General features: G+C 57.2%; 23 protein-coding genes. 10 read left to right on the forward strand and 13 right to left on the reverse strand.

The genetic code is table 11. The annotated features are described in order from the left end of the window. Positions 1 to 29: 29 nt before the first annotated feature. The 5 genes from ACRZ9U_RS15460 to hslO form a co-directional block, all read right to left on the reverse strand. Positions 30 to 1,862, reverse strand: a complete 1,833-nt coding sequence (locus ACRZ9U_RS15460; RefSeq protein ID WP_170408785.1) for an ABC transporter ATP-binding protein — start codon at positions 1,860 to 1,862, stop codon at positions 30 to 32. Beyond that, positions 1,859 to 3,697: an ABC transporter ATP-binding protein gene (locus tag ACRZ9U_RS15465; RefSeq protein ID WP_170408786.1), complete on the reverse strand. Its 1,839-nt coding sequence runs from the start codon at positions 3,695 to 3,697 to the stop codon at positions 1,859 to 1,861. Before ACRZ9U_RS15465 ends, ACRZ9U_RS15460 begins: the two co-directional genes overlap by 4 nt. Positions 3,698 to 3,891: 194 nt before the next feature. Beyond that, positions 3,892 to 5,046 carry a CCA tRNA nucleotidyltransferase gene (locus ACRZ9U_RS15470; protein ID WP_170408787.1) on the reverse strand — a complete coding sequence of 385 codons (1,155 nt, stop codon included), beginning with the start codon at positions 5,044 to 5,046 and terminating at the stop codon, positions 3,892 to 3,894. Next, positions 5,043 to 5,642: a CoA pyrophosphatase gene (locus tag ACRZ9U_RS15475; protein ID WP_170408788.1), complete on the reverse strand. Its 600-nt coding sequence runs from the start codon at positions 5,640 to 5,642 to the stop codon at positions 5,043 to 5,045. Before ACRZ9U_RS15475 ends, ACRZ9U_RS15470 begins: the two co-directional genes overlap by 4 nt. After that, positions 5,632 to 6,618, reverse strand: coding sequence for an Hsp33 family molecular chaperone HslO (hslO, locus tag ACRZ9U_RS15480; protein WP_170408789.1), 987 nt, complete (start codon positions 6,616 to 6,618; stop codon positions 5,632 to 5,634). Before hslO ends, ACRZ9U_RS15475 begins: the two co-directional genes overlap by 11 nt. A gap of 76 nt (positions 6,619 to 6,694) precedes the next feature. On the opposite strand from hslO, the gene ACRZ9U_RS15485 reads away from it, so the two are divergent. Beyond that, complete coding sequence (locus tag ACRZ9U_RS15485) at positions 6,695 to 7,138, forward strand: NUDIX hydrolase (protein ID WP_170399359.1); 444 nt, start codon at positions 6,695 to 6,697, stop codon at positions 7,136 to 7,138. On the opposite strand, the gene ACRZ9U_RS15490 is transcribed toward ACRZ9U_RS15485, so the two are convergent. Continuing rightward, positions 7,135 to 8,409, reverse strand: coding sequence for a SpoIIE family protein phosphatase (locus tag ACRZ9U_RS15490; protein ID WP_170399510.1), 1,275 nt, complete (start codon positions 8,407 to 8,409; stop codon positions 7,135 to 7,137). The genes ACRZ9U_RS15485 and ACRZ9U_RS15490 overlap by 4 nt on opposite strands. A gap of 121 nt (positions 8,410 to 8,530) precedes the next feature. On the opposite strand from ACRZ9U_RS15490, the gene ACRZ9U_RS15495 reads away from it, so the two are divergent. Beyond that, complete coding sequence (locus tag ACRZ9U_RS15495; RefSeq protein WP_480902311.1) at positions 8,531 to 8,881, forward strand: Hpt domain-containing protein; 351 nt, start codon at positions 8,531 to 8,533, stop codon at positions 8,879 to 8,881. Here ACRZ9U_RS15495 and ilvA read toward each other — a convergent pair. Together ilvA and ACRZ9U_RS15505 are read right to left on the reverse strand one after the other, a co-directional pair. Beyond that, positions 8,878 to 10,104, reverse strand: a complete 1,227-nt coding sequence (ilvA, locus tag ACRZ9U_RS15500; protein ID WP_170408790.1) for a threonine ammonia-lyase IlvA — start codon at positions 10,102 to 10,104, stop codon at positions 8,878 to 8,880. The genes ACRZ9U_RS15495 and ilvA overlap by 4 nt on opposite strands. Before the next feature lie 57 nt (positions 10,105 to 10,161). Next, entirely contained in the window at positions 10,162 to 10,929 is a 768-nt protein-coding gene (locus tag ACRZ9U_RS15505; RefSeq protein ID WP_170408791.1) for a hypothetical protein, read from the reverse strand. A 139-nt stretch (positions 10,930 to 11,068) separates the two neighbouring features. On the opposite strand from ACRZ9U_RS15505, the gene ACRZ9U_RS15510 reads away from it, so the two are divergent. The 3 genes from ACRZ9U_RS15510 to msrA all read left to right on the forward strand — a co-directional run bounded on the left by ACRZ9U_RS15510 (position 11,069) and on the right by msrA (position 13,475). Next, on the forward strand, positions 11,069 to 12,295 hold the full coding sequence (locus ACRZ9U_RS15510; RefSeq protein ID WP_170408792.1) for an argininosuccinate synthase: 1,227 nt from the start codon (positions 11,069 to 11,071) through the stop codon (positions 12,293 to 12,295). A 135-nt stretch (positions 12,296 to 12,430) separates the two neighbouring features. Next, entirely contained in the window at positions 12,431 to 12,712 is a 282-nt protein-coding gene (locus ACRZ9U_RS15515) for an SCP2 sterol-binding domain-containing protein (RefSeq protein ID WP_170408793.1), read from the forward strand. 91 nt (positions 12,713 to 12,803) lie between these two features. After that, entirely contained in the window at positions 12,804 to 13,475 is a 672-nt protein-coding gene (msrA, locus tag ACRZ9U_RS15520; RefSeq protein WP_170399396.1) for a peptide-methionine (S)-S-oxide reductase MsrA, read from the forward strand. Here the strand turns inward: msrA and ACRZ9U_RS15525 are convergent. After that, on the reverse strand, positions 13,472 to 14,344 hold the full coding sequence (locus ACRZ9U_RS15525; RefSeq protein WP_170408794.1) for a ribokinase: 873 nt from the start codon (positions 14,342 to 14,344) through the stop codon (positions 13,472 to 13,474). The genes msrA and ACRZ9U_RS15525 overlap by 4 nt on opposite strands. A 3-nt stretch (positions 14,345 to 14,347) precedes the next feature. Beyond that, the gene (locus ACRZ9U_RS15530) at positions 14,348 to 16,603 is read right to left on the reverse strand and encodes an NADP-dependent malic enzyme (RefSeq protein ID WP_170408795.1); all 2,256 of its coding nucleotides are present in this window, start codon (positions 16,601 to 16,603) and stop codon (positions 14,348 to 14,350) included. Positions 16,604 to 16,764: 161 nt separating this feature from the next. Here ACRZ9U_RS15530 and mutS point away from each other — a divergent pair, with 161 nt between their 5' ends. Beyond that, positions 16,765 to 19,377 (forward strand): DNA mismatch repair protein MutS, encoded by a 2,613-nt coding sequence (gene mutS / locus ACRZ9U_RS15535; protein WP_170408825.1) that lies wholly within the window; start codon positions 16,765 to 16,767, stop codon positions 19,375 to 19,377. Between the two features lie 31 nt (positions 19,378 to 19,408). Here the strand turns inward: mutS and ACRZ9U_RS15540 are convergent, their stop codons facing one another. Both ACRZ9U_RS15540 and hrcA read right to left on the reverse strand, forming a co-directional pair. After that, positions 19,409 to 19,972, reverse strand: coding sequence for a nucleotide exchange factor GrpE (locus tag ACRZ9U_RS15540; protein ID WP_170399405.1), 564 nt, complete (start codon positions 19,970 to 19,972; stop codon positions 19,409 to 19,411). Positions 19,973 to 19,982: 10 nt separating this feature from the next. Beyond that, a complete protein-coding gene (gene hrcA / locus ACRZ9U_RS15545) occupies positions 19,983 to 21,047 on the reverse strand; it encodes a heat-inducible transcriptional repressor HrcA (protein ID WP_170399408.1) in 1,065 nt (354 codons plus the stop codon). A gap of 112 nt (positions 21,048 to 21,159) precedes the next feature. Between hrcA and rph the strand changes: the two genes are divergently transcribed. Genes rph through ACRZ9U_RS15565 form a run of 4 tightly spaced genes read left to right on the forward strand, consistent with a single transcriptional unit; the run spans position 21,160 to position 23,985 of the window. Further along, positions 21,160 to 21,873, forward strand: coding sequence for a ribonuclease PH (gene rph, locus ACRZ9U_RS15550; protein ID WP_170408796.1), 714 nt, complete (start codon positions 21,160 to 21,162; stop codon positions 21,871 to 21,873). Then, entirely contained in the window at positions 21,870 to 22,484 is a 615-nt protein-coding gene (rdgB, locus tag ACRZ9U_RS15555) for an RdgB/HAM1 family non-canonical purine NTP pyrophosphatase (protein WP_170408797.1), read from the forward strand. The genes rph and rdgB overlap by 4 nt, the downstream gene beginning before the upstream one ends. Then, positions 22,474 to 23,628: a radical SAM family heme chaperone HemW gene (gene hemW / locus ACRZ9U_RS15560; RefSeq protein WP_170408798.1), complete on the forward strand. Its 1,155-nt coding sequence runs from the start codon at positions 22,474 to 22,476 to the stop codon at positions 23,626 to 23,628. Before rdgB ends, hemW begins: the two co-directional genes overlap by 11 nt. 3 nt (positions 23,629 to 23,631) lie before the next feature. After that, complete coding sequence (locus ACRZ9U_RS15565; RefSeq protein ID WP_170408799.1) at positions 23,632 to 23,985, forward strand: YbaN family protein; 354 nt, start codon at positions 23,632 to 23,634, stop codon at positions 23,983 to 23,985. Here the strand turns inward: ACRZ9U_RS15565 and ACRZ9U_RS15570 are convergent. Further along, positions 23,975 to 24,868: a ParB/RepB/Spo0J family partition protein gene (locus ACRZ9U_RS15570; protein WP_480902317.1), complete on the reverse strand. Its 894-nt coding sequence runs from the start codon at positions 24,866 to 24,868 to the stop codon at positions 23,975 to 23,977. The genes ACRZ9U_RS15565 and ACRZ9U_RS15570 overlap by 11 nt on opposite strands. Between the last annotated feature and the right edge of the window lie 13 nt (positions 24,869 to 24,881).

Genomic DNA, 24,881 nt, shown 5'->3' on the forward strand with positions numbered 1-24,881 from the left:
TAACTGGGGTTTGAGCGCAACAAAACCCTTTATTCTGCAGCCTCGGCCTGAATGAAGCCGCCCGATTGGCGATGCCAGAACCGGGCGTACAACCCGCCACGCTCCAGCAGAGCCTCATGTGTGCCGCTTTCAACGATATGACCGTGGTCCAGAACAATAATCCGATCCATCTCGCTAAGCGTGGACAGGCGGTGGGCAATAGCCAGCACGGTCTTGCCCTGCATCACCCGGTGCAGTGCCGTCTGAATCGCTGCCTCGACCTCGGAATCCAATGCCGACGTCGCCTCGTCCAGAACCAATATCGGTGCGTCTTTCAGGATAGCGCGAGCCAGAGCGATCCGCTGTCGTTGCCCGCCGCTCAGCTTCACGCCGCGTTCGCCCAGATGCGCGTCATAGCCCTTGCGTCCTTGCGCATCCTCTAGACCGAGTATGAATTCATGCGCCTCGGCTTTGGTCGCGGCCTCTATCAGCTCATCTTCAGTCGCGTCAGGACGACCATAGAGGATGTTCTCGCGCGCCGAACGATTGAACATCGCGGTTTCCTGCGTGACCATCCCAATCTGTTGCCGCAGGCTGTCTTGTGTCACGCGAGAGACATCCTGCCCGTCGATGGCAATAACGCCATGTTCCCCGTCATAGAGCCTTAGCAAAAGTGAAACCAAAGTGGATTTCCCAGCACCTGAGGCCCCGACTATGCCCAACTTTTCACCCGGTGCGGCGGTGAAATTAAGATTAGCAACACCACCGATATCGCGGCCATAGGCAAAGCTGACGTTGTCAAAGGCAATCTCGCCCTCTGAGACCACAAGTGTCGATGCATTCGGAGCATCCTCGACGCGAACGCGCTTGGTCAGAGTATGCATACCGTTTTCAATCTCACCGACATTTGCGTAAAGACCCATCAGTGTGAAACTGACCCAGCCGGTCATTTGCGAGATGCGTATCGCCACGGCCCCGGCCGCCACGATGTCTCCGGCCGTCGCGATGCCCGCCTGCCACAACCACAGTGTCGCGCCGATCAACAGGACCGGCAGCACCCCCGCCAGAGTCATTAGGATGAACCGGAAACTAGCCGATAGCTTGCCGAATTCCAGCGACCGTTCACGCAGGTCGACCATGGAATTTCGGGCGGTATGATCTTCGAACTCGGAATGGGCAAACAGCTTGACGGTTTTGATGTTGGTGATCGTATCGACCACCTGCCCCGATACCATCGCCCGCGCCCCCGCCCGCGCGGCAGAGCGTACGCGGATGCGTGGAAGATACCAGCGCACCAGCAGGAAATAGACAACAAGCCAGGCAACAAATGGCAGCATCACAAGCGGGTGAATAGACCCTAATAAAAGCAATGAGCCTGCAAGAGAGGCAATAGCGAAGACAATAGCGCTGATTGTTTCGGACACCACTTGCGTCATGGCGTTCGATGTCTGCATCTGTTTTTGGGCGATACGTCCGGCGAAATCGTCATCGAAATAGGTCACCGACTGGCCCAGCGTCCAGCGGTTCAGTTTTGCCAAAACCAACGGCGTGATGTTGGGCATGACGATGTAGTTGTTTGCCACCGATGACAGTCCGAACAGTGCGGGGCGTAGAAGCATGAAGAATGCGACAGCACCCAAAATGATCGCGAGATTGCCGCCGGTCAGAAACGCCTCGGGACTGCTGTTGGTGGTCAGATCAATGACGCGGCCCAGGACCCAGGCGGTGCCAGCTTCCATCGCACCCGCGATCGCCGAGAAGGCGGCTGCGACGAACAGCATCGGCCAGGCGCCGGACAAGCTCCAACGGATGAACGCCCCCAGCGTTTGCGGCGGGGGCGTTTCTGTGTCTTTGAACGGTTGGATGAGGTCGGCAATCCTCATTCAGCGGCCTCCGGGTTCAGGAAGCCTCCAGATTGCCGCGCCCAGAACTGAGCGTAAAGCCCTCCTTGCGCCAACAGATCGGAATGACCACCTTGTTCAACGATCCGGCCGCCATCCATCACAAGGATGCGATCCATCTGAGCAATCGTGCTGAGCCGGTGCGCGATGGCGATCACGGTCTTGCCTTGCATCATGCCGTAGAGTGTTTCCTGTATCGAGGCTTCGACTTCGGAATCTAGGGCAGATGTCGCCTCGTCCAATAGCAAAATCGGCGCGTCTTTCAGGATCACCCGCGCCAGCGTTACACGCTGCCGCTGACCGCCCGACAGTTTCACGCCCCGCTCGCCCACATGCGCATCATAGCCAGTGCGGCCCTCCGGGTCTTGCAGATCGAGGATGAACTCATGCGCTTCGGCCTGTTTCGCAGCGGCAATCATCTGTTCTTCGGTCGCATCAGGCCGACCATAGAGGATGTTGGCCCGAACCGAGCGGTGTAACAGAGCACTGTCCTGCTGAACCATGCCAATATGGCTGCGCAAACTGTCCTGCGTGACCTTCGAGATATCCTGACCATCGATCAGGACCGCACCCTTCTCGACGTCGTAAAACCGCAAAAGCAGCTTTACTAGGGTCGATTTTCCCGCACCTGACCGACCGATCAGGCCGATCTTTTCGCCTGGCCGGATAGTCAAGTTGACGTGATCCAAACCACCGGCTTCCCGTCCATAGTGATGAGACAGATCGCGTATTTCGATCTGGCCATTACCCAGCCGCAAAGGTTTCGCATCAGGTTCGTCCAACAGATCGATGGGCTGCGCGATGGTCTGCATACCCTCGGCAACGATACCCAATTCGCGAAAGAAGCTGGTCAGCGCCCACATGATCCAACCGGTCATGGCATTCAGCCGCAGCGTCAAGGCTGTGGCGGCGGCCACCACACCGACCGTTGCGCTACCTTGCGTCCAAAGCAAGATCGCCCAACCAACGACACCCACGATCAGCACACCGTTCAACGCAACAAGCGCGGCATCCATAATGGTGAAAATCCGCATCTCGATCTGGAAAGTGCGGCGGGTTTCCGCAATCGCCTCGCGCGCATAGTCCTGTTCCTGAGTGTCATGGGCAAACATCTTGATCGAGTGGATGTTGGTATAGCTGTCCACCACCCGGCCCGTCACGGTCGAGCGTGCATCCGACGCCGCCTGAGATGCCGGGCCGACCCGCTTAACGGTCCATCGCACAAGCGCGCCGTAAAACACCAGCCAGATCAGCAACGGCAACAACAGGCGCGGATCAGCCGCCATCAGCAGAATGGCCGCACCGATCATGTAGGCGATCGAGAACGAGATCGCGTCAAAGACCTGAAAGACCACCTCGCCCGCGGCGGGTGGGGTCTGCACGACCCGGTTTGCGATGCGCCCGGCAAAGTCATTCTCGAACCAGCCAACCGATTGACGCAGAACATGTTTATGCGCCCGCCAACGGATCAGAGTGCCAAAGTTCGGCAGGATTGTGTTGTTGAGCAGCAAGACGTCAACAAGCTGAAGGATGGGACGAATAAACAGGATCAAGGCGGCAACCACGATCAATTCAGTCCCGTGCGCCTGCCAGAATTCAGCAGGAGAACTGCCCAACAGGTCCACAACGCGACCCATATAAAAGATCAGCCCAACCTCGACAGCAGCAACGACCACGGACATCAGCGCGGCCAATACAAAAACGCGTTTGAAAGGCTGCGAGTATCCCAGCATGAAAGGCCACAGCCGCGTCGGTGGCTTGTCAACCTGTTCATAGGCAACAAAAGGGTCAATGAGATTTTCGAAGTAGCGAAACATGGAGAGTGCTCCGATTGAGCAGAAAATAGGTCATGCGAAGAAAGATGGCGCCAGAACACCACCCCTACGGGTCAAAGTGTTCCGGGCTTTAGCCGAACCAGATCCCGTAATACATTCGCATTCCTCCCTCCATATGAGTCAGGCGCACCCTGCCAAATCAAATCGGGTTTGTCATCCCTTTTTGAGACTTCAAATCAGTCGGCCAGCAATTCTTCGCGGCTAAGCGCGAAATCCGACGCGATCCAACGCGCCTCAAGCTCGGCCAGTTTTGCGCCCAGCGCGGGGCCCGAGAAGGCGGGGATCAAATCCGCCGCCTTGATCGGGAAACTGGCCGCGGACCCTTTTTGCAAAGCTCGGTTCAGGTCTTCGGACCAAGGCTGTTCAAGAAATGCATGACGCAAAAGTGTCTCGTGCAATCCGCCTTCCGACCCATAGCGATAACCCAATTCTGCGACACTGGTCGTCGCCATCGCTTCGTCGCGCATCCGAGCCAGACGCTGCAGTTGCGCGCGGCTAAGACGCAGGGTTTTGGCCACTTCGGGCGATGCAATCGCGGCCAAACGACGAATCGCTTCGGGCGCTGCATGGGCGTCTTGTTCCAGCTGAATCAGGATCGCCAGCGCCCGGTCATCAGCCCCGGGCAAAAGCTGCGCCAAAACGCCAGTGATGCGCATGGCGGCCACCGACGGCGCGGGGTCAGGCGCAGCGAGCAGTTTAAGCATCTCGGCCCCGACCCGTTCGCGCGAAAGTGTCTCTAACCCGTCCAAATTTGCAGCTATTGCATCCAGTGCAGCGGGGTCAAAGCCACCGTCCGCATCCCCGTACCAAGCATGAAACCTGAAATATCTGAGCGATCTCAGGTAGTCTTCTTGGATGCGATCACTGGCCTCCCCGATGAACCGTACGCGACGCGCCTGTAGATCCGGCAAACCGTTCAGCGGATCAAGGATTGTGCCGTCAGGTTTGGCATAAAGCGCGTTCATGGTGAAATCACGACGCGCGGCGTCTTCTTCGACCTTGTCGGAAAAAGCGACGACAGCACGCCGACCATCCGTTTCGACGTCACGGCGAAACGTCGTGACCTCGTGCGGGATACCTTTGCTGACAATCGTTACGGTGCCATGGTCTATCCCTGTTGGTATCGGCTTCAGCCCAGCTTTCTGCGCCAGTTCCACGACGTGTTCCGGCCCAGCGTCTGTGGCGATATCAATGTCAGAAACCGGCGCCTGCAGCAGAGCATTGCGCACACAACCACCGACGAATAGCGCCTGCGCCCCGCCATTGGTCAGGGCGGTGCATACATCCTGCGTGGCTTGGTCGGTTAACCAATCTTCTGTGATCCGCTTCATTCACTCATCCGCGCAGCCAATCCCCGCAGCATCCGTGCCGTCGCACCCCAGATATAATAGGGGCCATAGGGCACAGCATAGTAATACCGTCTTTGGCCACGCCAACGGCGCGACTCGACGACATAATTCTCTTGGTTCAGGACATGCGCAAGCGGAACGAAGAAGATCTCATCCACCTCGCCCGGTTCGGCGACTGGTTCAAAACTGGCTTCAAGGATCGCAACAACCGGCGTGACCGAAAAGGACGTCACGGTTTCATGAGTCGGCAGATGACCCAGAATACTGGGTAGTTCTGGCGGAAGACCAATTTCTTCCTGTGCTTCGCGCAAAGCTGTCGCAGTAACGTCGATGTCGCCCTCATCCTGTTTTCCACCCGGAAAGGCGATCTGGCCCGGATGGTGTTTCAACGCCGAAGAGCGTTTGGTCAGGATCAATCTGGGTGCGTCTCCCGTCACGGAAACAGGCACTAACACGCCTGCAGGGCGCAGTTTGCGTCCCGCCGGCAGCACCGTTTCCGGGTTCAGATCAAAGTCACTGGACCCGGACCCGTCACGGCTCAGCGCCTCGGTCAGGTCTGTGATCAGATCACGCGCCATCCGGGCCTTCGGCCTCGAACCCGACGGTCGCAGGGTCCAGCACATAGTGCGCACCGCAGAATTGGCAGTCTGCTGTGACGGTGCCTTCGTCCGTGGTCATTGTCGCAATATCCTGCGCCGAATAGATCGACAGGCTTTGGCGCACGCGATCTTCGGAACAAGTGCAACCGAATTTTACCTGCTGTGCATCATAGACGCGAGGCTGTTCCTCGTGAAACAGACGCACCAGAAGGTCGGTTGGCGCAACGGATGGCCCGATCATCTCCAGATCATCCACGGTGTCGAGCAGGATGTTGACGCGATCCCAGTTCTCGCCCTCTTCACCATCCACCAAATCCGAGGCAGACAGGATCTCTCCGCTGCCCTCCCCGGAAGCGGCAAAGGGCGAGGCTTTGGGCATGTGCTGCAGCATGATCCCGCCAGCGCGCCAGTGTTCACCGACACCGGGTTCGGTCGATTTGCCGAAGCTCAACGAAAATCGGGTCGGCAGCTGTTCGGACTGCGCGAAATAGGCTTCCGCACACGCGCTCAGTGATCCCCCCGCCAGTGGAGTGATGCCCTGATAAGGCTGTGTACCTTCACCTTGGTCGATCATGATGGCGAAGTACCCGTCACCCACCTGATCGAAAGGGGCTGCATCGGTCAGCCGGTCGCGGTCAAAGCTCGCATATGCGCGGATCTGCGCGGGTTCACCCTCGACCTGTGGCGCATAATAATCGGTTGCGATCATCCGCACCGCGCCCTTGGATTGCACCTGCAGAGACAGCTTCCAGCGCAGCGATACCGTTTGCCCTATCAATGCAGTCAGCAGGGCCATCTCGGCCACCAGCGCCTCGACCACCTCCGGGTAGTCGTGCTGTTTCAAGATGCCGCCCAACACGCCGTCCAGCCGGGCCACGCGGCCTCGCATGTCGGGTATATCGAGTTGAAAGGGCAGGACGGTATCGTCCCACGCGATTTTGGTTCCAAGAGACATGGGGTTTCCTTAAGCGCCACAGGTTGGCATACCGCCACCATATAGGTTGAACAGTTTGGGTTGAAAGGGGCCTTACATGATCAGACGGTTCGGTGAAAGCCCCGAGGCAGAGCGAAAATACACCCGGCGGGTCGGCGTTTATGCCCTATTGCCACAAGGCAACCGATTGCTGCTGACCTGTCAGCTGGAACCCGGACCCGATCTGCAGCTGCCGGGCGGCGGCATCGATCCGGGGGAATCACCCATTACAGCGCTTCACCGTGAGGTTTACGAAGAAACCGGCTGGCTGATCGCCGCGCCCCGGAGAGTGGGTGCGTTTCGTCGATATACCTACATGCCGGAATACGATCTGTGGGCCGAGAAGGTCTGCCTGATTTACCGCGCCCACCCGGTCAGACGCCTAGGCCCTCCGACCGAAGACCTTCACGAGGCCATTTGGATGGAGACCGCAGATGCCGTTCATCTGTTGGGCAACGAGGGCGACGCCCATTTCGCCCAGCGCCACCTGCATGGGCTTTAAGGTCCGTTATATTCAAAAAACACTGCAGAGACATCATCCGCAATTCCGCTGTCCGGTGACATCACCTGTGTAAGACGCCAGAACATGTCATCCAGGAATTCCGGTCCACCGTGATCGGCGGCGCATTCAACAGCCATCGCCTTTAACCCGTCATCATCCAGCAAACTGCCGTCGGCGAGCTGGCATTCGGTGAACCCGTCCGAATGCAAGAGCAGCTTGTCGCCCGGTTGCATATAGGTTTCCGTCTGCTGAAACTGCGCCTCAGGCAGCAGGCCAATGGGCAACCCGCCTTCGCCCAGAAACTCGGTTTTACCATCACGGCGCAACAACAGCGGATGCGGGTGTCCGGCCTGCACCATTTTCAGATGTCCGTTGCGCAGATCGATGATGGCATAGACCATGGTGAAATACTCTTCGATCCCGGCATCGGCGATCAGACGCGAGTTGAGCAGCGAAGCGACCTCTTCGGGTGGCAGAAGGGCGTAGAATTTATTGAAACGACGCTCCATCGCAATGTTCTGATCGAAATGCGTGCTGGACAGATACCCGCCCAGCCGTGCCGTCATCATCGCAGAGGTGATCCCGTGGCCGGAGACATCGATGCTGTAAAACCCCAGCCGATTGACACCGGGCGAGAACATCCCCACCAGATCACCGCCGATATGACCGCAAGGTTTCAGAAGCAGGCTGACCTGTGAGTTGCCAAAGGTTCCCTTCAATTCGGGCACCAGCGAGTCCTGAATCTTTCGGGCCTGCATCAGATCTTTATCGATCGCATCATGGGCAAGCTTCAGTTCGTTCAGCGCTGTTTCGATCAACTGGTTTTTTCGGGACAATTCGCGTTGCATGTCAAGAATACGCGCCCCGGCCGATATGCGCGCACGCAGCTCATCAGCCTCAAGCGGTTTGATCAGAAAATCGTCTGCCCCAGCATCCAGACCGCGCGCGACCTCCTGCTTTTCGCTTTTTGAGGTCAGAAGAATGAAATAGCTATATTGCTCACTGTCCAGCTCTCGGAAGGCGCGACAGAACTCAAGCCCGCCCATACCTGGCATGACCCAGTCGCTTAGAACAAGATCAGGCGGGTCCGAGGTGCAAAGCTCTATCGCGGCTTCACCACTGTCGGCTTCAAGAACCTCGAATCCCCACTTTTTTAGCGAGGCCACCAGAATGCGCCGCTGCAGACGGCTGTCGTCCACAACAAGAACCTTGCGGATCGCGCCAAAATCCAGCTCGACCCGGGCCTCTACTTGACTGGCATCCGGCACCATGAAGTCCCTGTACTTGCTCAACTCTCCAGTTGTCGCAACGCTATGCCTCTCAGCTTAACATCCTATGAAAAACCAAATGGCCGCGATTTAACCCCATCTTTACCCGTGACGGTCTAACAATATGCAACCGCAAGAGGATGGCATGATTCAGTGGTCCAGAGTCAGACAATTACGTGATGAAGTCGGCGCAGACGAGTTCACCGAGGTTGTCGAAATCTTTTTGGACGAGGTTCAGGAAGTTATCACTAAGCTACGCGATGACACTACCCGCTCCGAGATCGAACAGAACCTACATTTCCTGAAGGGCAGCGCGCTGAGTCTTGGCTTTGATAGTTTCTCGAAACTGTGCCAGGACGGTGAGCGACGCGCAGCCGCAGGTGAAAGCGCCGCCGTTGATTTGCTGGCGATTATCGCGGCCTACGACGAGTCGAAAATACTGTTTCAGGCCGGTCTGGCCGAAAACCTGCGCTAGATCACAAACTGTGCCAGCGTCTCGTCTTCGGTGATATCCGTATAAGTAAACCCGGCTTCATCCAGATGCGCAAACAGGCGCATGAAGTTCTCGGGCTTGCGGGTTTCGATCCCGATTAGCACCGAACCAAAATTGCGCGCCGATTTCTTCATGTATTCGAACCGTGCGATATCGTCTTCGGGCCCCAGAATACCCAGAAATTCTTTCAAAGCGCCAGGACGCTGCGGCAGGCGTAAGATGAAGTATTTCTTGACCCCGGAATAACGCTGCGCGCGCTCTTTGACCTCAGGCAAGCGTTCGAAATCGAAGTTGCCACCCGATGTCACACAGACCACCGTCTTGCCACGCACAAAGCTTTGCACGTCACCCACGGCCTCAACCGCCAATGCACCGGCAGGTTCCAGAACGATGCCCTCGACATTCAGCATTTCGATCATGGTGGTGCAGATGCGGTCTTCGGACAAAGTCAGCACGTCCGACAGATGCCGCGATTTCAGCAATTCAAACGGTTTCTCACCAATCCGGCCTACTGCTGCGCCATCGACAAAGGTATCCACATGATCCAGAGCCACCGGGTGCCCCGCTGCAAGCGCCGCGCGCAAACACGCCCCGCCGGCCGGTTCCACGAACAGGCAATGCGCCCGGTCCCCGAACCAGGTCGCCACCCCCGAAGACATACCGCCGCCGCCAACCGGCAGAATTACATGATCAGGCACTCGGCCCAATTGCTCTTCGATCTCAACCGCCAATGAGGCCTGCCCCTCGATCACATCCGCATCATCGAACGGAGACAGGAAATATCCGCCCTGTTCTGCGCACCAGCTTTGCGCCGCAGCCAGCGTGTCATCGAAATAGTCACCGATCAGGTGAACCTCGATATTGTCGCCGCCGAAAATGCGCGTCTTCTGGATCTTCTGCTGCGGCGTGGTCACCGGCATGAAGATCACACCCCGCACACCCAGATGCTTACACATATAGGCCACGCCCTGCGCATGGTTGCCAGCGCTGGCGCAAACGAAAAGGCCCTGCCCCTGCTGCTTGCGCATCGCATTGAACGCACCACGGATTTTATACGACCGCACCGGGCTGAGGTCTTCGCGCTTGAGCCAGATATCCGCGCCGTAACGGTCGGACAGATGGGCGTTCCGCTGCAACGGAGTTGCCGGAAACACTGAGCGCATTGCCTTTTCGGCAGCGCGGGCGCGGGTCGTGAAATCAGTCATGTTGGATTCCCTGCCCCATCATCGTCGAAAGGGCAAGGAATACATATGTGTACGGGCTTAGGCCAGCTCGCGTTTTTCGATGAACACACCATAGATCGTCGTCAGGATACTGACATTGATCAGTGGGACGATCAGCATGCTCGCAAACAAGACAATCAAGACACCGATGATCGGGACGAAAAGCAGCAAAGACGCCAGTAGCTGAAGCAATATTTGGAAGAGGATGGATAAGACGACCAGAAGTGCGATGGCTCCGCTTGCGCCCGAGGTTGCTTGCCACGCTTCAGACAGCTTTATTGGTTTTCCGATCGCTGCGCCGGGTAAAATCGGGGAGGCCCGATAGAATCCGATCGTGAGAATGATGATCAAACCCAGCCAAACCAGAATTCCCAGCGCCACAGAGGATTGCGCCATCATGCCCATGATCAGCGCTCCCGGTATCATGATGATAAGAGCGATTAGGCCGAGCATCAGAAGGCGTCCGAAATAGGCGAGCACACGGTCGAACCTGAAAGGCGGAACCAAACCGCTTGGATATTCCTCAAGTAGAACAAAACGGTGCCACGACACGACAATCCACAGCATGACCCCAAAGACAACGGCCATAAGGCAGAGCAGAAAACCGGTGAAGGACGCGGCCGTTACGCCTTCAGGGAAGCCATTGGTTTCACTGTTGAATTCTTCGAAAGGGATGCCAAACAGGAAGAACAGGCCGATGGCTAAAAAGCCGCCAATGAGCGCCGGTACGACTGAAATCTGTAGCGCCTGCGTCAGGTTCCTAAGAACCATCCTCACCGAATGCACGAAAATCTCTAATCCCAGCATAAATACCGCCCTCTCAACCAATCCTTGTTCTCTATCCGCCCGTTTCACCCCAATTCCCGGGCTGCGTCAATCCACACAGCTTGCCCCCACGCCCAAAACCCGTTAGGGGCCAGTCGTTCTACGCATAAAGGGAAGTCAGATGTCCGCGCCCAAGAAAGTTGTTCTGGCCTATTCCGGTGGCCTTGATACCTCGATCATTCTGAAATGGCTGCAGACCGAGTATGGTTGTGAGGTCGTGACCTTCACCGCCGATCTGGGTCAGGGCGAGGAGCTGGAGCCCGCCCGCAAGAAAGCCGAGCTGCTGGGGATCAAACCCGAGAACATCTATATCGAAGACATCCGCGAGGAATTCGTCCGCGATTTCGTCTTCCCGATGTTCCGCGCCAATGCACAGTACGAAGGGCTGTACCTGCTGGGCACCTCGATCGCACGGCCTCTGATCTCGAAACGTCTGGTCGAGATCGCCGAAGCGACCGGTGCTGACGCTGTCGCCCATGGCGCAACAGGCAAGGGCAACGATCAGGTGCGGTTCGAACTGGCCGCTTACGCGCTGAACCCCGACATCAAGGTCATTGCTCCGTGGCGTGAGTGGGATCTGACCAGCCGGACCCGTCTGCTGGAATTTGCCGAAGCAAACCAGATCCCGATTGCCAAGGACAAGCGCGGCGAAGCGCCCTTCTCGGTTGACGCCAACCTGCTGCACACCTCGTCCGAGGGTAAGGTTCTGGAAGACCCCGCCGATATGGCACCCGACTATGTCTATCAGCGCACTGTCCACCCCGAGGAGGCGCCGAACGAGCCGGAATTTATCGAGATCGGTTTTGAAAAAGGCGACGCGGTCAGCATCAATGGCGAGGCGATGAGCCCCGCGACCATCCTGACCAAGCTGAACGAATATGGCGGCAAGCACGGCATTGGCCGTCTCGATCTGGTCGAAGGCCGCTTCGTTGGAATGAAATCGCGCGGTATTTACGAAACCCCCGGCGGCACCATCCTGCTGGAAGCGCATCGTGGGATCGAGTCCATCACCATGGACCGGGGCGCGATGCACCTGAAAGACCAATTGATGCCGCAATATGCCGAGCTGATCTATAACGGCTTCTGGTACTCGCCCGAGCGGGAGATGCTGCAGGCAGCCATCGACAAGTCGCAAGAGCATGTCACCGGCACCGTTCGCGTGAAACTGTACAAAGGTCTTGCCTCAACCGTGGGCCGCTGGTCGGATCATTCGCTGTACTCCGAGGCGCACGTGACCTTTGAGGAAGACGCTGGTGCATATGACCAGAAAGATGCGGCAGGCTTCATCCAGTTGAACGCACTGCGCCTGAAGCTTCTGGCCGCGCGTGACAAACGGCTGAGCAAGTAAGCGTTCAGAATTTTAGATCTGGCCCCGGTGTCTGATCAGGCACCGGGGTTTTTCTTTGCCGGGTTTCCGTCGGGTCGGGCTTGCCCGGATCAGGAAATTGTCTTTACGCATACGTCAACCAGGGAAGGACGGATAATGCTGCAAGACATCGCCGACGGAATTCAAAAGGGTTTGAACGGCAAAAGCTTTGACGGATCGCTTAAGTTCGATTGTGGTGATGAGGGTGTGATCGTTCTGGCGGAGAATACTGCCTCAACCCAGGATCGGGACACAGACTGCACCATCCGCATCTCGCGCGAGAACCTCTCTAAGTTGCTGACCGGTAAGCTGAACCCAATGACCGGGGTTGCGCTGGGCAAGCTAAAAATCTCGGGCAACATGGGTGTTGCGATGAAGCTGGGGCAACTGCTGGGCTGATAAACTCGTCTCACCAGCGCGTGACAAATCATGTCAGCGCATTGCAAGCGCAAAAATCTGCGGGCAGCTTGGTTTCGGAAGGAGACCTGCCATGACCCGGATCACTTACCTTGATTGCCTGAAACCTTCACTTCTGTTTGTGCTGATCTTGTTGGCAGCAATGCTGCGCGCCTTACCTGCTCCGGCCGCTGGCACTGAGACGCTAACAGTCGCCGGTGGCTGTTTCTGGTGTGTGGAATCCGATTTCGAGTCCGTGCCCGGCGTGATCGGCGCGGTCTCGGGCTATACCGGCGGCAAGACGGATAGTCCCACCTATGATCAGGTCTCGAAAGGCGGAACAGGGCATTACGAGGCGGTCCAGATCACCTTCGATCCCGCCCGCGTTTCCCGTGCAACCTTGCTGAACATGTTCTTCCGCTCAGTCGATCCCACGGATGCGGGCGGCCAGTTCTGCGATCGCGGCGACAGCTATCGCACAGCAATTTTCGTCTCTAACAAAGGGGAAAAGGCGCAGGCTCAGCAAGCCAAGACCAGCGCACAAAACGCGCTAGGGCAGACTGTGGTCACGCCGATTCTGCAAGCCGGAACGTTTTATCCAGCCGAGGCGTATCACCAGGATTATTACAAGGGTAGCAAGCTGGTACTGACCCGCTTTGGCCCCAAGCGCCAAAAGAACGCCTATAAGGCCTACCGCGAAGCCTGCGGTCGCGATGCGCGGGTCAAACAATTGTGGGGCAACGAAGCGCCCTTTGCAGGGTCCTAGTCAAACAGCGCTTCGCGCACCTCTTTCAGATCAGGAATGACATCTGCAGTGCCGTGCCGCGTGACCATCAGGGCCGCGGCACGGTTTGCTTGGGCAATCGCCTGCGCCATCGGCATACCCCGGTCCATTCCAGCCAACACATAGCCGGTGAATGTGTCACCTGCCCCGGTGGTATCCACAGCGTTGACCTTATGGGCCTGAAACGCTTGGGGTTGATGATCTTGCTGATAGTAGCGCGCACCTTTTGAGCCAAAGGTGACGATCACATGTTCGACCGGCAGGTCTGAAGGGGCGAGACCCGTTGCATCCTGCAATTGCTCGGCCTCGACTTCGTTGAGGATCAGAAAATCCAAATACGGTAGAACCGCTTGAACTGCGTCTGCCTGAAATGGGGCGGCGGCGTAGCAGACAGTCAGCCCCATTTCGCAACCTAGTTTAGCGGCCTCAATCTGCGCATTGGTTTCGTTCTGCATCACCAGAAGATCACCTGATACCGCCGAGGACAACGCCTGCCCAAGTTGGTCGTTCGAGATGGCATGGTTGGCGCCTTGATACAGAACGATCAGGTTTTCACCCTGCGCGTCCACCGCGATGATCGCGTGACCCGTTGGCACATCCACCTCGGCAATATGCCGCGTGTCCACGCCATATTCGGTCAGCCTGTCCCGCGCCCAAAGACCATCTGAACCCACAGCACCGATATGCGATACCCGGGAACCTGCCCGGGCTGCCGCCACCGACATATTGGCGCCTTTGCCGCCCAGAAACCTCTGCAACCCGCTGGCCGCAAGGGTTTCACCCGCTTCAGGCAAATGCGGCAGGGCATAAACCATATCCGCGTTGATAGAGCCGAGGTTCCAGATCGTCATGATTTACCCGATATCGCAAGAGGCTAGGATGGCCATGTTCAGAATGTCATTCGCGGTTGAGACCGTCGAACAGATCTGGATCTGCTTATCGATCCCAGACAGGATCGGTCCGATTACGGTAGCTCCGCCCATCTCCTGCATCAGCTTAGTCGAGATCGATGCCGAGTGCCGTGCTGGAACAATCAGGATATTGGCCGGACCTGTCAGGCGTTGGAATGGATAGGCCTCTTGCTGGTCCACGTTCAGGGCCACATCAACCGTCATCTCGCCTTCGTATTCGAAATCGACGCCGCGCTCGTCCAGCACTGCCGGAGCACGGTGCATTTTTTCCGCGCGCTCGGAGACCGGATAACCAAAGGTCGAGAAACTCACAAACGCCGCCCGAGGCTCCAGCCCCATATGGCGTGCCACGGCAGCGGCACGTTCTGCGATGTTGGCCAGATCATTCTCGTCCGGCCATTCATGCACCAGCGTGTCGCCAATCAGAACGATCCGTCCTTTGTGCAGCAATGCGGTAACCCCCGCCGCACCATGGGCGGCATCCGCATCGAACACATGGTTGATGCGGTCCAGCACATGCGCCGACTTACGAGTGGCCCCTGTCACCAGACCATCCGCATGACCATGCGCCAGCATTAAAGACGAAAACACATGCCGATCCCGTGCAGCGAGGCGGTGAATGTCTTTGTGATCGAAGCCCTTCCGTTGCAGGCGCTGATACAGAAAATTCTTGTAGGTCTCCAGATGCGAGGTATTGGCGGCGTTCACCACTTCGATCTCACGCACCGCGTCCCCAAGGCCTGCGGATTCGAGCTTTTCCTTTACGTCGTCTGGCCGGCCCACAACCAGAGCCTTACCAAAGCCCGAGCGTTGATACATAACGGCCGCGCGCAATACGCGCGGATCGTCACCCTCGGCAAAGATCATCCGGCTTTGCGCCTGACGCGCCCGCGCGTTCAAGCCGCGCAGGATGCTGGCCGTCGGGTCCATGCGGGATTTCAGGCTCAGCTCATAAGCGTCCATATCGATGATCGGACGTCGCGCCGCGCCGGTATCCATACCAGCCTTGGCAACCGCAGGCGGGATACGGTGGATCAGGCGCGGATCAAAAGGCGTTGGAATGATGTAGTCGCGCCCAAAAGTCAGCGACTTGCCATAGGCCATGGCAACCTCATCCGGAACATCTTCACGTGCCAATCGCGCCAGAGCATGGGCGCAGGCGATTTTCATCTCGTCATTGATCGCACGGGCATGAATATCCAGCGCACCGCGGAACAGGTAAGGAAAACCCAGAACGTTATTCACCTGATTCGGATAATCGCTACGGCCCGTCGCGACGATCGCATCAACGCGCACCTCGTGCGCCTCTTCCGGGGTGATTTCCGGGTCAGGGTTCGCCATGGCGAAAATCACCGGATTGTCAGCCATGCTGGCGACCATGTCTTGTGTCACCGCCCCTTTGACCGAAACGCCCAGAAATACATCCGCATCCTTCATGGCCTCTTCCAAAGTGCGAAGATCAGTCGTGATGGCATGGGCCGACTTCCACTGGTTCATGCCCTCGGTCCGGCCCTGATAAATCACGCCTTTGGTGTCGCAGACGATGCAATTCTCGTGCCGTGCACCCATGGCCTTGAGCAGTTCGATACAGGCAATTCCTGCAGCGCCTGCCCCGTTCAGGACGATTTTTACATCTTCGATCTTTTTGCCCGAGATATGCAACGCGTTAAGCAGGCCCGCCGCACAAATCACTGCCGTGCCATGCTGGTCATCGTGGAAGACCGGGATATCCATCTCTTCCTTCAGGCGTTGTTCGATGATGAAACATTCAGGTGCTTTGATATCTTCCAGATTGATACCGCCAAAGGTCGGACCCATCAGGCGCACAGCGCGACAGAACTCGTCCGGGTCTTCGGTATCCAGCTCGATATCGATCGAGTTCACATCAGCGAACCTCTTGAACAGGACCGATTTGCCTTCCATCACCGGTTTTGAGCCCAGCGCACCCAGATTTCCAAGGCCTAGAACGGCGGTACCGTTCGAGATCACGGCAACCAGATTGCCTTTGTTTGTATAGTCATACGCCGTCTCTGGTGCTTCAGCGATGGCTTCACAGGGAACCGCAACGCCAGGGCTATAGGCCAGCGAAAGATCGCGCTGCGTGGTCATGGGTACGGTGGCCTGCACCTCCCACTTGCCGGGGGTCGGGTCTAGGTGAAAGGCCAGCGCCTCTTCTTTGGTGATCTTCGCTTTGGGCATCTTACAGGTCGTTTCCATGACTTTGGGGCTTTTGCCTCATAACGCAGGCGGGGCCGCGCCTCAACGAGAATGAGTTTTCACCTTTTACTGAAGATGCGGGATTTGTAAGGTCGCGCCCGGAACACGCCAGAAGGGGGCCGAATTTGTCCACAGTCACGCCGATGATGGCGCAGTACCTTGAGATCAAAGAGGCTCATGCAGATGCCCTGCTGTTTTATCGCATGGGTGACTTCTACGAGATGTTCTTCGAGGATGCGGTGAACGCGGCTGAGGCGTTGGATATCGCGCTGACCAAGCGCGGCAAACACAATGGCGACGATATCCCGATGTGCGGCGTGCCGGTGCATTCTGCCGAGGGCTACTTGCTGACCTTGATCCGCAAAGGATTCCGCGTCGCGGTCTGCGAGCAGATGGAAAGCCCGGCGGAAGCCAAGAAAAGAGGCTCTAAATCGGTGGTAAAGCGCGGTGTTGTGCGTCTGGTGACGCCCGGCACACTGACCGAAGATGCCCTGCTAGAGGCGCGGCGGCACAACTTTCTGGCCGCCTATGCCGAGGTTCGGGACGAAGCTGCGCTGGCCTGGGCCGATATCTCAACCGGTGCGTTTCACGTGATGCCGCTGACGTCAATCCGGTTGAGCCCTGAACTCGCTCGGCTGGCCCCATCTGAGCTGATCGTAGCCGATGGGTCCGAGGAAAAGCTGCATGAAACCGTCATGGACCTTGGCATATCGCTTACGCCTGTCGGACGCGCCAGTTTTGACAGCGCTGCAGCCGAGAAACGCATCTGCGGGTTGTTTCACGTGGGCGCTCTGGATGCATTTGGGAACTTCGGGCGCGCCGAGGTTTCGGCCATGGGCGCGCTGATCGATTATCTGGAGATCACGCAAAAGGGCAAACTGCCCCTGCTGCAAACGCCCTTAAAGGAATCCGAGGATCGCGTGGTTCAGATCGACGCCGCAACGCGACGCAATCTGGAACTGACCCGGTCGCTGTCTGGTGGGCGCGCCGGGTCGCTGCTGTCCGTGGTCGACCGAACAGTAACGCCAGGTGGCGCAAGACTTCTGGAACAGCGACTGTCCAGCCCCTCGCGTAATCTGGATGTGATCCACGCCCGACTGGACGCAGTATCTTTAGCGGTCGAAGATAACCTGATCGCCTCAGATCTGCGCGAAGCTTTACGCAAAACACCCGATCTGGATCGCGCTCTGTCTCGTCTTTCGCTGGATCGAGGCGGCCCGCGTGATCTGGCCGCTATCCGCAATGGATTGGAACAAGCCGCAACAATCGCCGAAACCTGTGCCTCACAGGATCTGCCTGTTCTGCTGGCCACTGCCGTCCAGAACCTTGTCGGATTTGACGATCTGTTGGCTTTGCTGGACGAAGCATTGGTTGCCGATCCACCCTTGCTGGCCCGCGATGGCGGCTTTATCGCCCCCGGGTTTGATACCGAATTGGACGAAGCGCGCACCTTGCGTGACGAAGGCCGTTCGGTCATCGCAGGTTTCCAACAGAAATACGCCGAGCATACCAGCATCACGTCACTGAAGATCAAACACAACAATGTGCTTGGCTTCTTCATCGAGACCACGGCAACCCATGCCGAGAAAATGTTGAACCCGCCATTTAGCGAGACTTATATCCACCGCCAAACCACCGCCAATCAGGTGCGCTTCACCACGGTGGAGCTGTCCGAGATCGAAACAAGGATTCTGAATGCCGGAAATCTTGCGTTAGAGATCGAAAAACGGCTCTATCAAAGGCTTTCTGGGGCTATTCTGGATATTGCCGCACGGCTAAATCAGGCTGCGCGCGGACTGGCTGAGCTGGATTTAACCACTGCACTCGCCGATCTGGCTCGCGGCGAAAGCTGGTGCCGTCCAAAGGTCGACGGGTCACGCGCATTCGACATCAAAGGAGGCCGTCACCCGGTGGTCGAGCATGCCCTGAGGCAGCAAAGCGGCGATGCTTTCATCGCCAACGACTGCGATCTGAGCGCCGATGCAGGCGCTGCAATTTGGTTGCTCACCGGTCCCAACATGGCCGGTAAATCAACCTTCCTGCGTCAGAATGCGCTGATCGCCCTACTGGCGCAGATGGGCAGCTATGTTCCGGCGGAACAGGCGCAAATCGGATTAGTCAGTCAATTGTTCAGCCGCGTCGGAGCGTCAGACGATCTGGCGCGCGGCCGCTCGACCTTTATGGTCGAAATGGTCGAAACCGCAGCTATTCTGAATCAGGCCGACGACCGCGCGCTCGTAATCCTTGATGAGATCGGCCGAGGCACCGCGACCTACGACGGCCTTTCCATTGCCTGGGCCACACTGGAACACCTACACGCGGCAAACCAATGCCGCGCATTGTTCGCCACCCACTACCACGAATTAACTGCACTCGCTGGAAGTCTGAACGGAGTAGAAAACGCGACCGTTGCAGTCAAAGAATGGGAGGGTGAAGTCATCTTTCTGCATGAAGTACATAAAGGCGCTGCCGATCGGTCTTACGGCGTCCAGGTTGCACAATTGGCTGGCTTGCCCGCCTCGGTCGTGGACCGCGCCCGTATCGTGTTGGATCAATTAGAAAAAACCGAACGTGAAGGCGGTAAGCAGAAAGCACTGATCGACGATCTGCCCCTGTTTTCAGCTGCGCCGCCGCCTCCCCCTGCGCCAAAAACCTCGCCCGTTGCTGATATGCTGGAAACCATCCTTCCAGATGAACTCAGCCCCCGCGAAGCCTTGGACTTGATCTACAAACTGAAAGAGGCGGCCAGATCCTGACCGCCTCGAACCCGGTTGACCCAGGAACTGTTCAGCTTGCGGGCGTTGACGACACCCCAACCTGCGCCGGTCGCAACAACCTGTCGTGCAGCATGAAGCCTTCTGCCGACACCTGAATGATGTCGCCGGCCTTGGTTCCGGGCACCGGGGCCTCGAACATCGCCTCATGCACATTCGGGTCGAACCTGTCCCCGACCTGAGGCGTAATCACCTCAATCCCATGCTTCTGGAACACATCCTTCAGCGCGCGCATGGTCAACTCGACACCTTCCAGCAAACCGGCGGCAACCTCTTTCTGCTCATCCGTTGCGGCCTCAAGCGCGCGTTTCATATTGTCGTAAACCGGAAGCATGTCGCGGGCCAGTTTTGAACCGCCATACTGTTCCGCATCCCGACGCGCCTTGTCGCCACGCTTGCGCGCATTTTCGGCATCGGCCAGCGCACGCATGAACTTGTCTTTGTAATCATCGCGCTCAGCACGCAGTTGATCGACCTCAAGCGCCTCATCGCTGATCTCAGCAAAATCTTCGGCAAACTCTTCCGCCTCGGCGGACATGATGTCGTCCAGAAAATCTTCGTTCTTGGGCTCTGCCATCTCTTACCCTCTAGCTCCGGTCGGAAATCAGCTTGCCGACCAGTTGCGCCGTATAATCCACGATTGGTACGATTCGCCCGTAATTCAGACGTGTGGGTCCAATGACCCCAACCGCACCGATTATCTTACGATCAGCGTTCATATATGGAGACACCACCAAAGAGGAACCCGAAAGTGAGAAAAGTTTGTTCTCAGAGCCAATAAAAATGCGCACACCTTCGCCTTCTTCGGTCAATTCAAGGAATTCGGCGATATCGCGTTTGCGTTCAAGGTCGTCAAACAGGGTGCGGATTCGATCAAGTTCTTCTGCCTGACCCGGCTCATTTAACAGATTCGCCCGCCCGCGCACGATCAGCCGGGCCGAGTCGCCGCCGTCCCCGTCCCAAGCGGCAATGCCGCTCTCGACCATCTCACGCGCCAGAACATCGATTTCCTGTTTCCGCGCGTCGATCTGTGACAGCATCTGCCGCCGCACTTCGCCAAGCGTTCGACCTTCGATCAGTGCATTCAGAAAATTGGCTGCCTCGCGCATCGAACTGGGTGTTTGGCCAGGCGGAGGTGTAAACAGCCGGTTTTCCACCTGCCCGTCCGAAAACACCAAAACCACCAAGGCCCGGTCATGCCCAAGCGAGACGAACTCGATATGCTTGATCTCGGCCTCATGCTTTGGCGTCAGAACCAGCGAAGCCCCTTGTGTCACGTGTGATAGCGCCGCGCCGACGCGATCGAGCATACCACCCACATCGCCTGCGTTAGAGCCTAGTGTTTCGTCCAGCTTTTGCCGATCATCCGCACCCAGATCGCCCATTTCCAGCAATCCGTCCACGAACATGCGCAGCCCCTGCTGTGTTGGAATTCGACCAGCGCTGACATGCGGACTGTCGAGCAAACCCAGAAATTCAAGATCCTGCATCACATTGCGTACGGTCGCAGCACTGACTTTTTCGGACAATGTGCGCGTCAGAGTCCGGCTGCCCACGGGTTCACCGCTTTCCAGATAGCTTTCGACAATCAACCGGAACACCTCGCGCGACCGGTCATTCATCTCGTCCAGAATTTTGCTTGCTTCGCTCATCGGCGGCCCTCTGCTGGATCGTCATTAAATCGCAGGCAAATGAAAGGTCAATCGGGCTTGCATCGTAACGCCGCAGGACGGTATCCCCAACCCAGCAGATAAAGGATTTCTCATGCGACCCTCAGGACGTGATCTAAACGAAATGCGCGCCGTTTCAATTGAAACGGGGTTCACCAAACATGCCGAAGGCTCTTGCCTGATCAAGATGGGCGACACGCATGTGCTGTGCACCGCCACGATTGAGGATCGCGTGCCGCCTTTTATAAAGGGCTCGGGCCTGGGCTGGGTCACCGCTGAATATGGCATGCTGCCCCGCGCGACCAATACGCGGATGCGGCGCGAGGCTGCCAGCGGCAAGCAAGGCGGACGCACCGTGGAAATCCAGCGCCTTATCGGCCGCGCCTTGCGCGCCGGTGTAGACCGGGTTGCCTTGGGAGAACGGCAGATCACTATTGACTGCGATGTCATTCAAGCCGACGGCGGCACCCGCTGTGCCTCGATCACTGGCGGTTGGGTGGCGCTGCGTCTGGCTGTGAACAAGCTGATGAAAACAGGCGATGTGATCTCTGACCCTTTATTAGACCCTGTTGCCGCCGTTTCATGCGGAATTTATGCCGGTCAGCCCGTGCTAGATTTGGACTATCCCGAAGATAGCGAAGCTGGCGTTGACGGCAATTTCATCATGACCGGCTCGGGCAAGCTGATCGAGGTGCAGATGAGCGCCGAAGGATCAGTCTTTAGCCGTACACAGATGGATCAGCTGATGGACCTTGCCGAGAAAGGCGTGAGCGAACTTGCTGCTGCCCAGAAAGCTGCAACCGCATGACTCGCAGGTTCGAAGGTGATCGACTGCTGGTCGCCACCCACAACAAAGGCAAGCTCGAGGAGATGGCGCATCTGCTTGAGCCCTTTAGCGTAACGGTTGTCGGCGCGGGCGAAATGAACCTGCCCGAACCGAAAGAGACCGAGGACACTTTCGTCGGTAACGCCCGGATCAAAGCCCACGCAGCTGCAAAGGCGACCGGCCTACCTGCCTTGTCGGACGATTCCGGGATCACCATCGATGCATTGGATGGCGCACCTGGTGTTTACACCGCCGATTGGGCCGAAACCGGCAGTGGCCGCGATTTCCTGATGGCGATGACTCGCGCCCATAATGAGCTAGAGGCGAAAAACGCCCCCCACCCGCGTATGGCCCAGTTTCGCTGCACTCTGGTTCTGGCCTGGCCCGACGGGCATGACGAAGTGTTCGAGGGCGTCGTGCCCGGTCACCTGACTTGGCCGATCCGTGGCAAGGACGGGTTCGGCTATGACCCGATGTTTGTCCCTGAGGGGCACGACATTACCTTTGCCGAAATGGATCGCTGGGAAAAGAACAAGATCAGCCATCGCGGGCGCGCGGTGGAGATGTTCGTGAAAGGCTGCTTTGGCGGATGATTGGCGAAACGGGGGCTTTGGCCTTTATGTGCATTGGCCCTTTTGCGAGGCCAAGTGCCCCTATTGCGATTTCAACAGCCACGTTTCCAAGAATATTAATCAAAAACAATGGCTTGAGTGTTATCTTAGTGAACTGAGCCGCTCGGCCATCGAAACTCCTGACCGGGTTTTGAACACAATCTTCTTTGGCGGCGGAACTCCATCACTGATGGCCCCCGAGACCGTCGCCACCATCATCGACAAGACCCGCGCCCTTTGGCGATCGGCCAACGATATGGAAATCACGCTTGAGGCCAATCCAGGCTCGGTCGAGGCCGGGCGGTTCGCGGCCTATCATGATGCGGGCGTGAACCGCATCTCGATGGGTGTTCAGGCCTTGAACGACGATGACCTGCGTCGTCTGGGGCGCATTCACACGGTTGCCGAGGCTCGCGCTGCCTTCGATATCGCGCGCTCTTGCTTTGACCGTGTGAGCTTTGATCTGATCTATGCCCGCCAGCATCAAACTCTGGACGCCTGGCGTGCTGAGCTGACCGAAGCCCTATCGATGGCAGTTGATCACCTGTCGTTATACCAACTGACCATTGAGGAAGGCACAGCCTTTGGTGATCGCTATGCCCTGGGCAAGCTGCGCGGTCTGCCCGAGGATGACAACGCCGCGGATATGTATCTGGCGACGCAGGAAATCTGCGAAGCGCATGGGCTGCCTGCCTATGAGATTTCAAACCACGCCCGGCCCGGAGCGGAATCACGGCATAACCTCATCTATTGGCGCTATGGTGATTACATCGGTATTGGACCCGGCGCACATGGTCGGATCACCCTGGATCGCCGGAAATTCGCGACGGAAACTCATCTTTCACCAAACAAATGGCTGACGGCTGCCTCCAATGGGCACGGCGAAAGCAATCGGTTCGAGCTTAGCCAACGTGAACAAGCCTCAGAATACCTTATGATGTGTCTGCGTTTGGTCGAGGGCCTTAATATAGACAGATACACTCTGCTTGCAGGTGAAGAACTTTCGCATGACAAACTTGATTCGCTGATCGATCTGGGCATGCTAACCCTTGATCGCAATCAATTGCGCGCCACTTCAAACGGGCGCGCCGTGCTCAACGCGGTAATCCGAGAGCTGTTGGAGTAACAGATGCAATTTCTCTGGGCAGGATTGGGGTTACTATGCGTTGCGCTTGCCATGATCGGAGTCGCTCTGCCGCTGCTGCCGACGGTACCATTTCTTCTGTTGGCCGCGTTCTTTTTTGCCCGCTCATCGTCACGGCTGCATAACTGGTTGCTGAGCCATCGAACCTTTGGCCCTATGATCGTCGATTGGCAAAGCTCTGGCGCGATCAGACCCGGCGCAAAAAAGGCGGCCACCCTTTCGGTTGCCGCCGTATTTGGTTTATCGGTTCTACTGTCGGTTCCTTCTCACGTCCTGATCATTCAGGCCATTGTGCTCAGCGCTGTGATGCTCTTTATCTGGACCCGACCTAACGGCTGAGCTTCGCGCACAGATCATCCAACTGATCCAGGTTCTCATAAGCCAACACAACCTGCCCGGATTCAGATCCGGCCTTATGGTTGATCGTCACCTTCATCGCCAGAATCGCAGACAAATCCTTTTCAAGCGCTCGGGTGTCTGCGTCCTTCCCAGCATTCAGGTTTCTGGATTTCGGAGCCGGCTTATCCGCTCCACCTTGCTGCTTTTTCACTAATGCCTCGGTCGCACGCACCGAAAGGCCCTCACGAACCACCTGTTTCGCCAGCTCCGATGGGTTTTCTGCCGTGATCAATGCCCTTGCATGACCGGCGGATAATTTTCCTTCTATTACAAGGGATTGTACATCCAATGGGAGTGACAAAAGACGCAGCAGATTAGCGATATGGCTTCTGCTTTTACCAAGCGCTTCGGCCAGCTTTTCTTGCGTGTGACCAAAGCGATCCATCAATTGCTTAAAGCCTGCCGCCTCTTCCACCGCGTTCAGATCTGCGCGCTGAATGTTCTCGATAATCGCGACCTCAAGCACTTCGGTGTCATCAAATTCGCGAACAATAACTGGGATATCATGCAGTTGCGCCATCTGCGCAGCACGCCAGCGCCGTTCACCCGCAACGATTTCGTATTGGCCACCATCGATGCTGCGGACAATCAGCGGCTGGATAATACCCTTTTCCTTGACCGAGGCCGCAAGCTCATCCAATTGCTCTTGCGCGAAACGGCGGCGCGGCTGATCTGGGTTCGCCTGCAGTTTTTCGATCGGTACCGTGAGATCCGGACGGCGGGGTTCAGATACAATCCGACCGTCAGCTTCTGGTGCGACATCAGCCATCAACGCAGATAGCCCGCGACCTAATCCTCGGGGTTTTCCTTTCCTGACATTCATGTTGCCCTCCTCA

The organism is Ruegeria sp. D7, assembly GCF_056534355.1.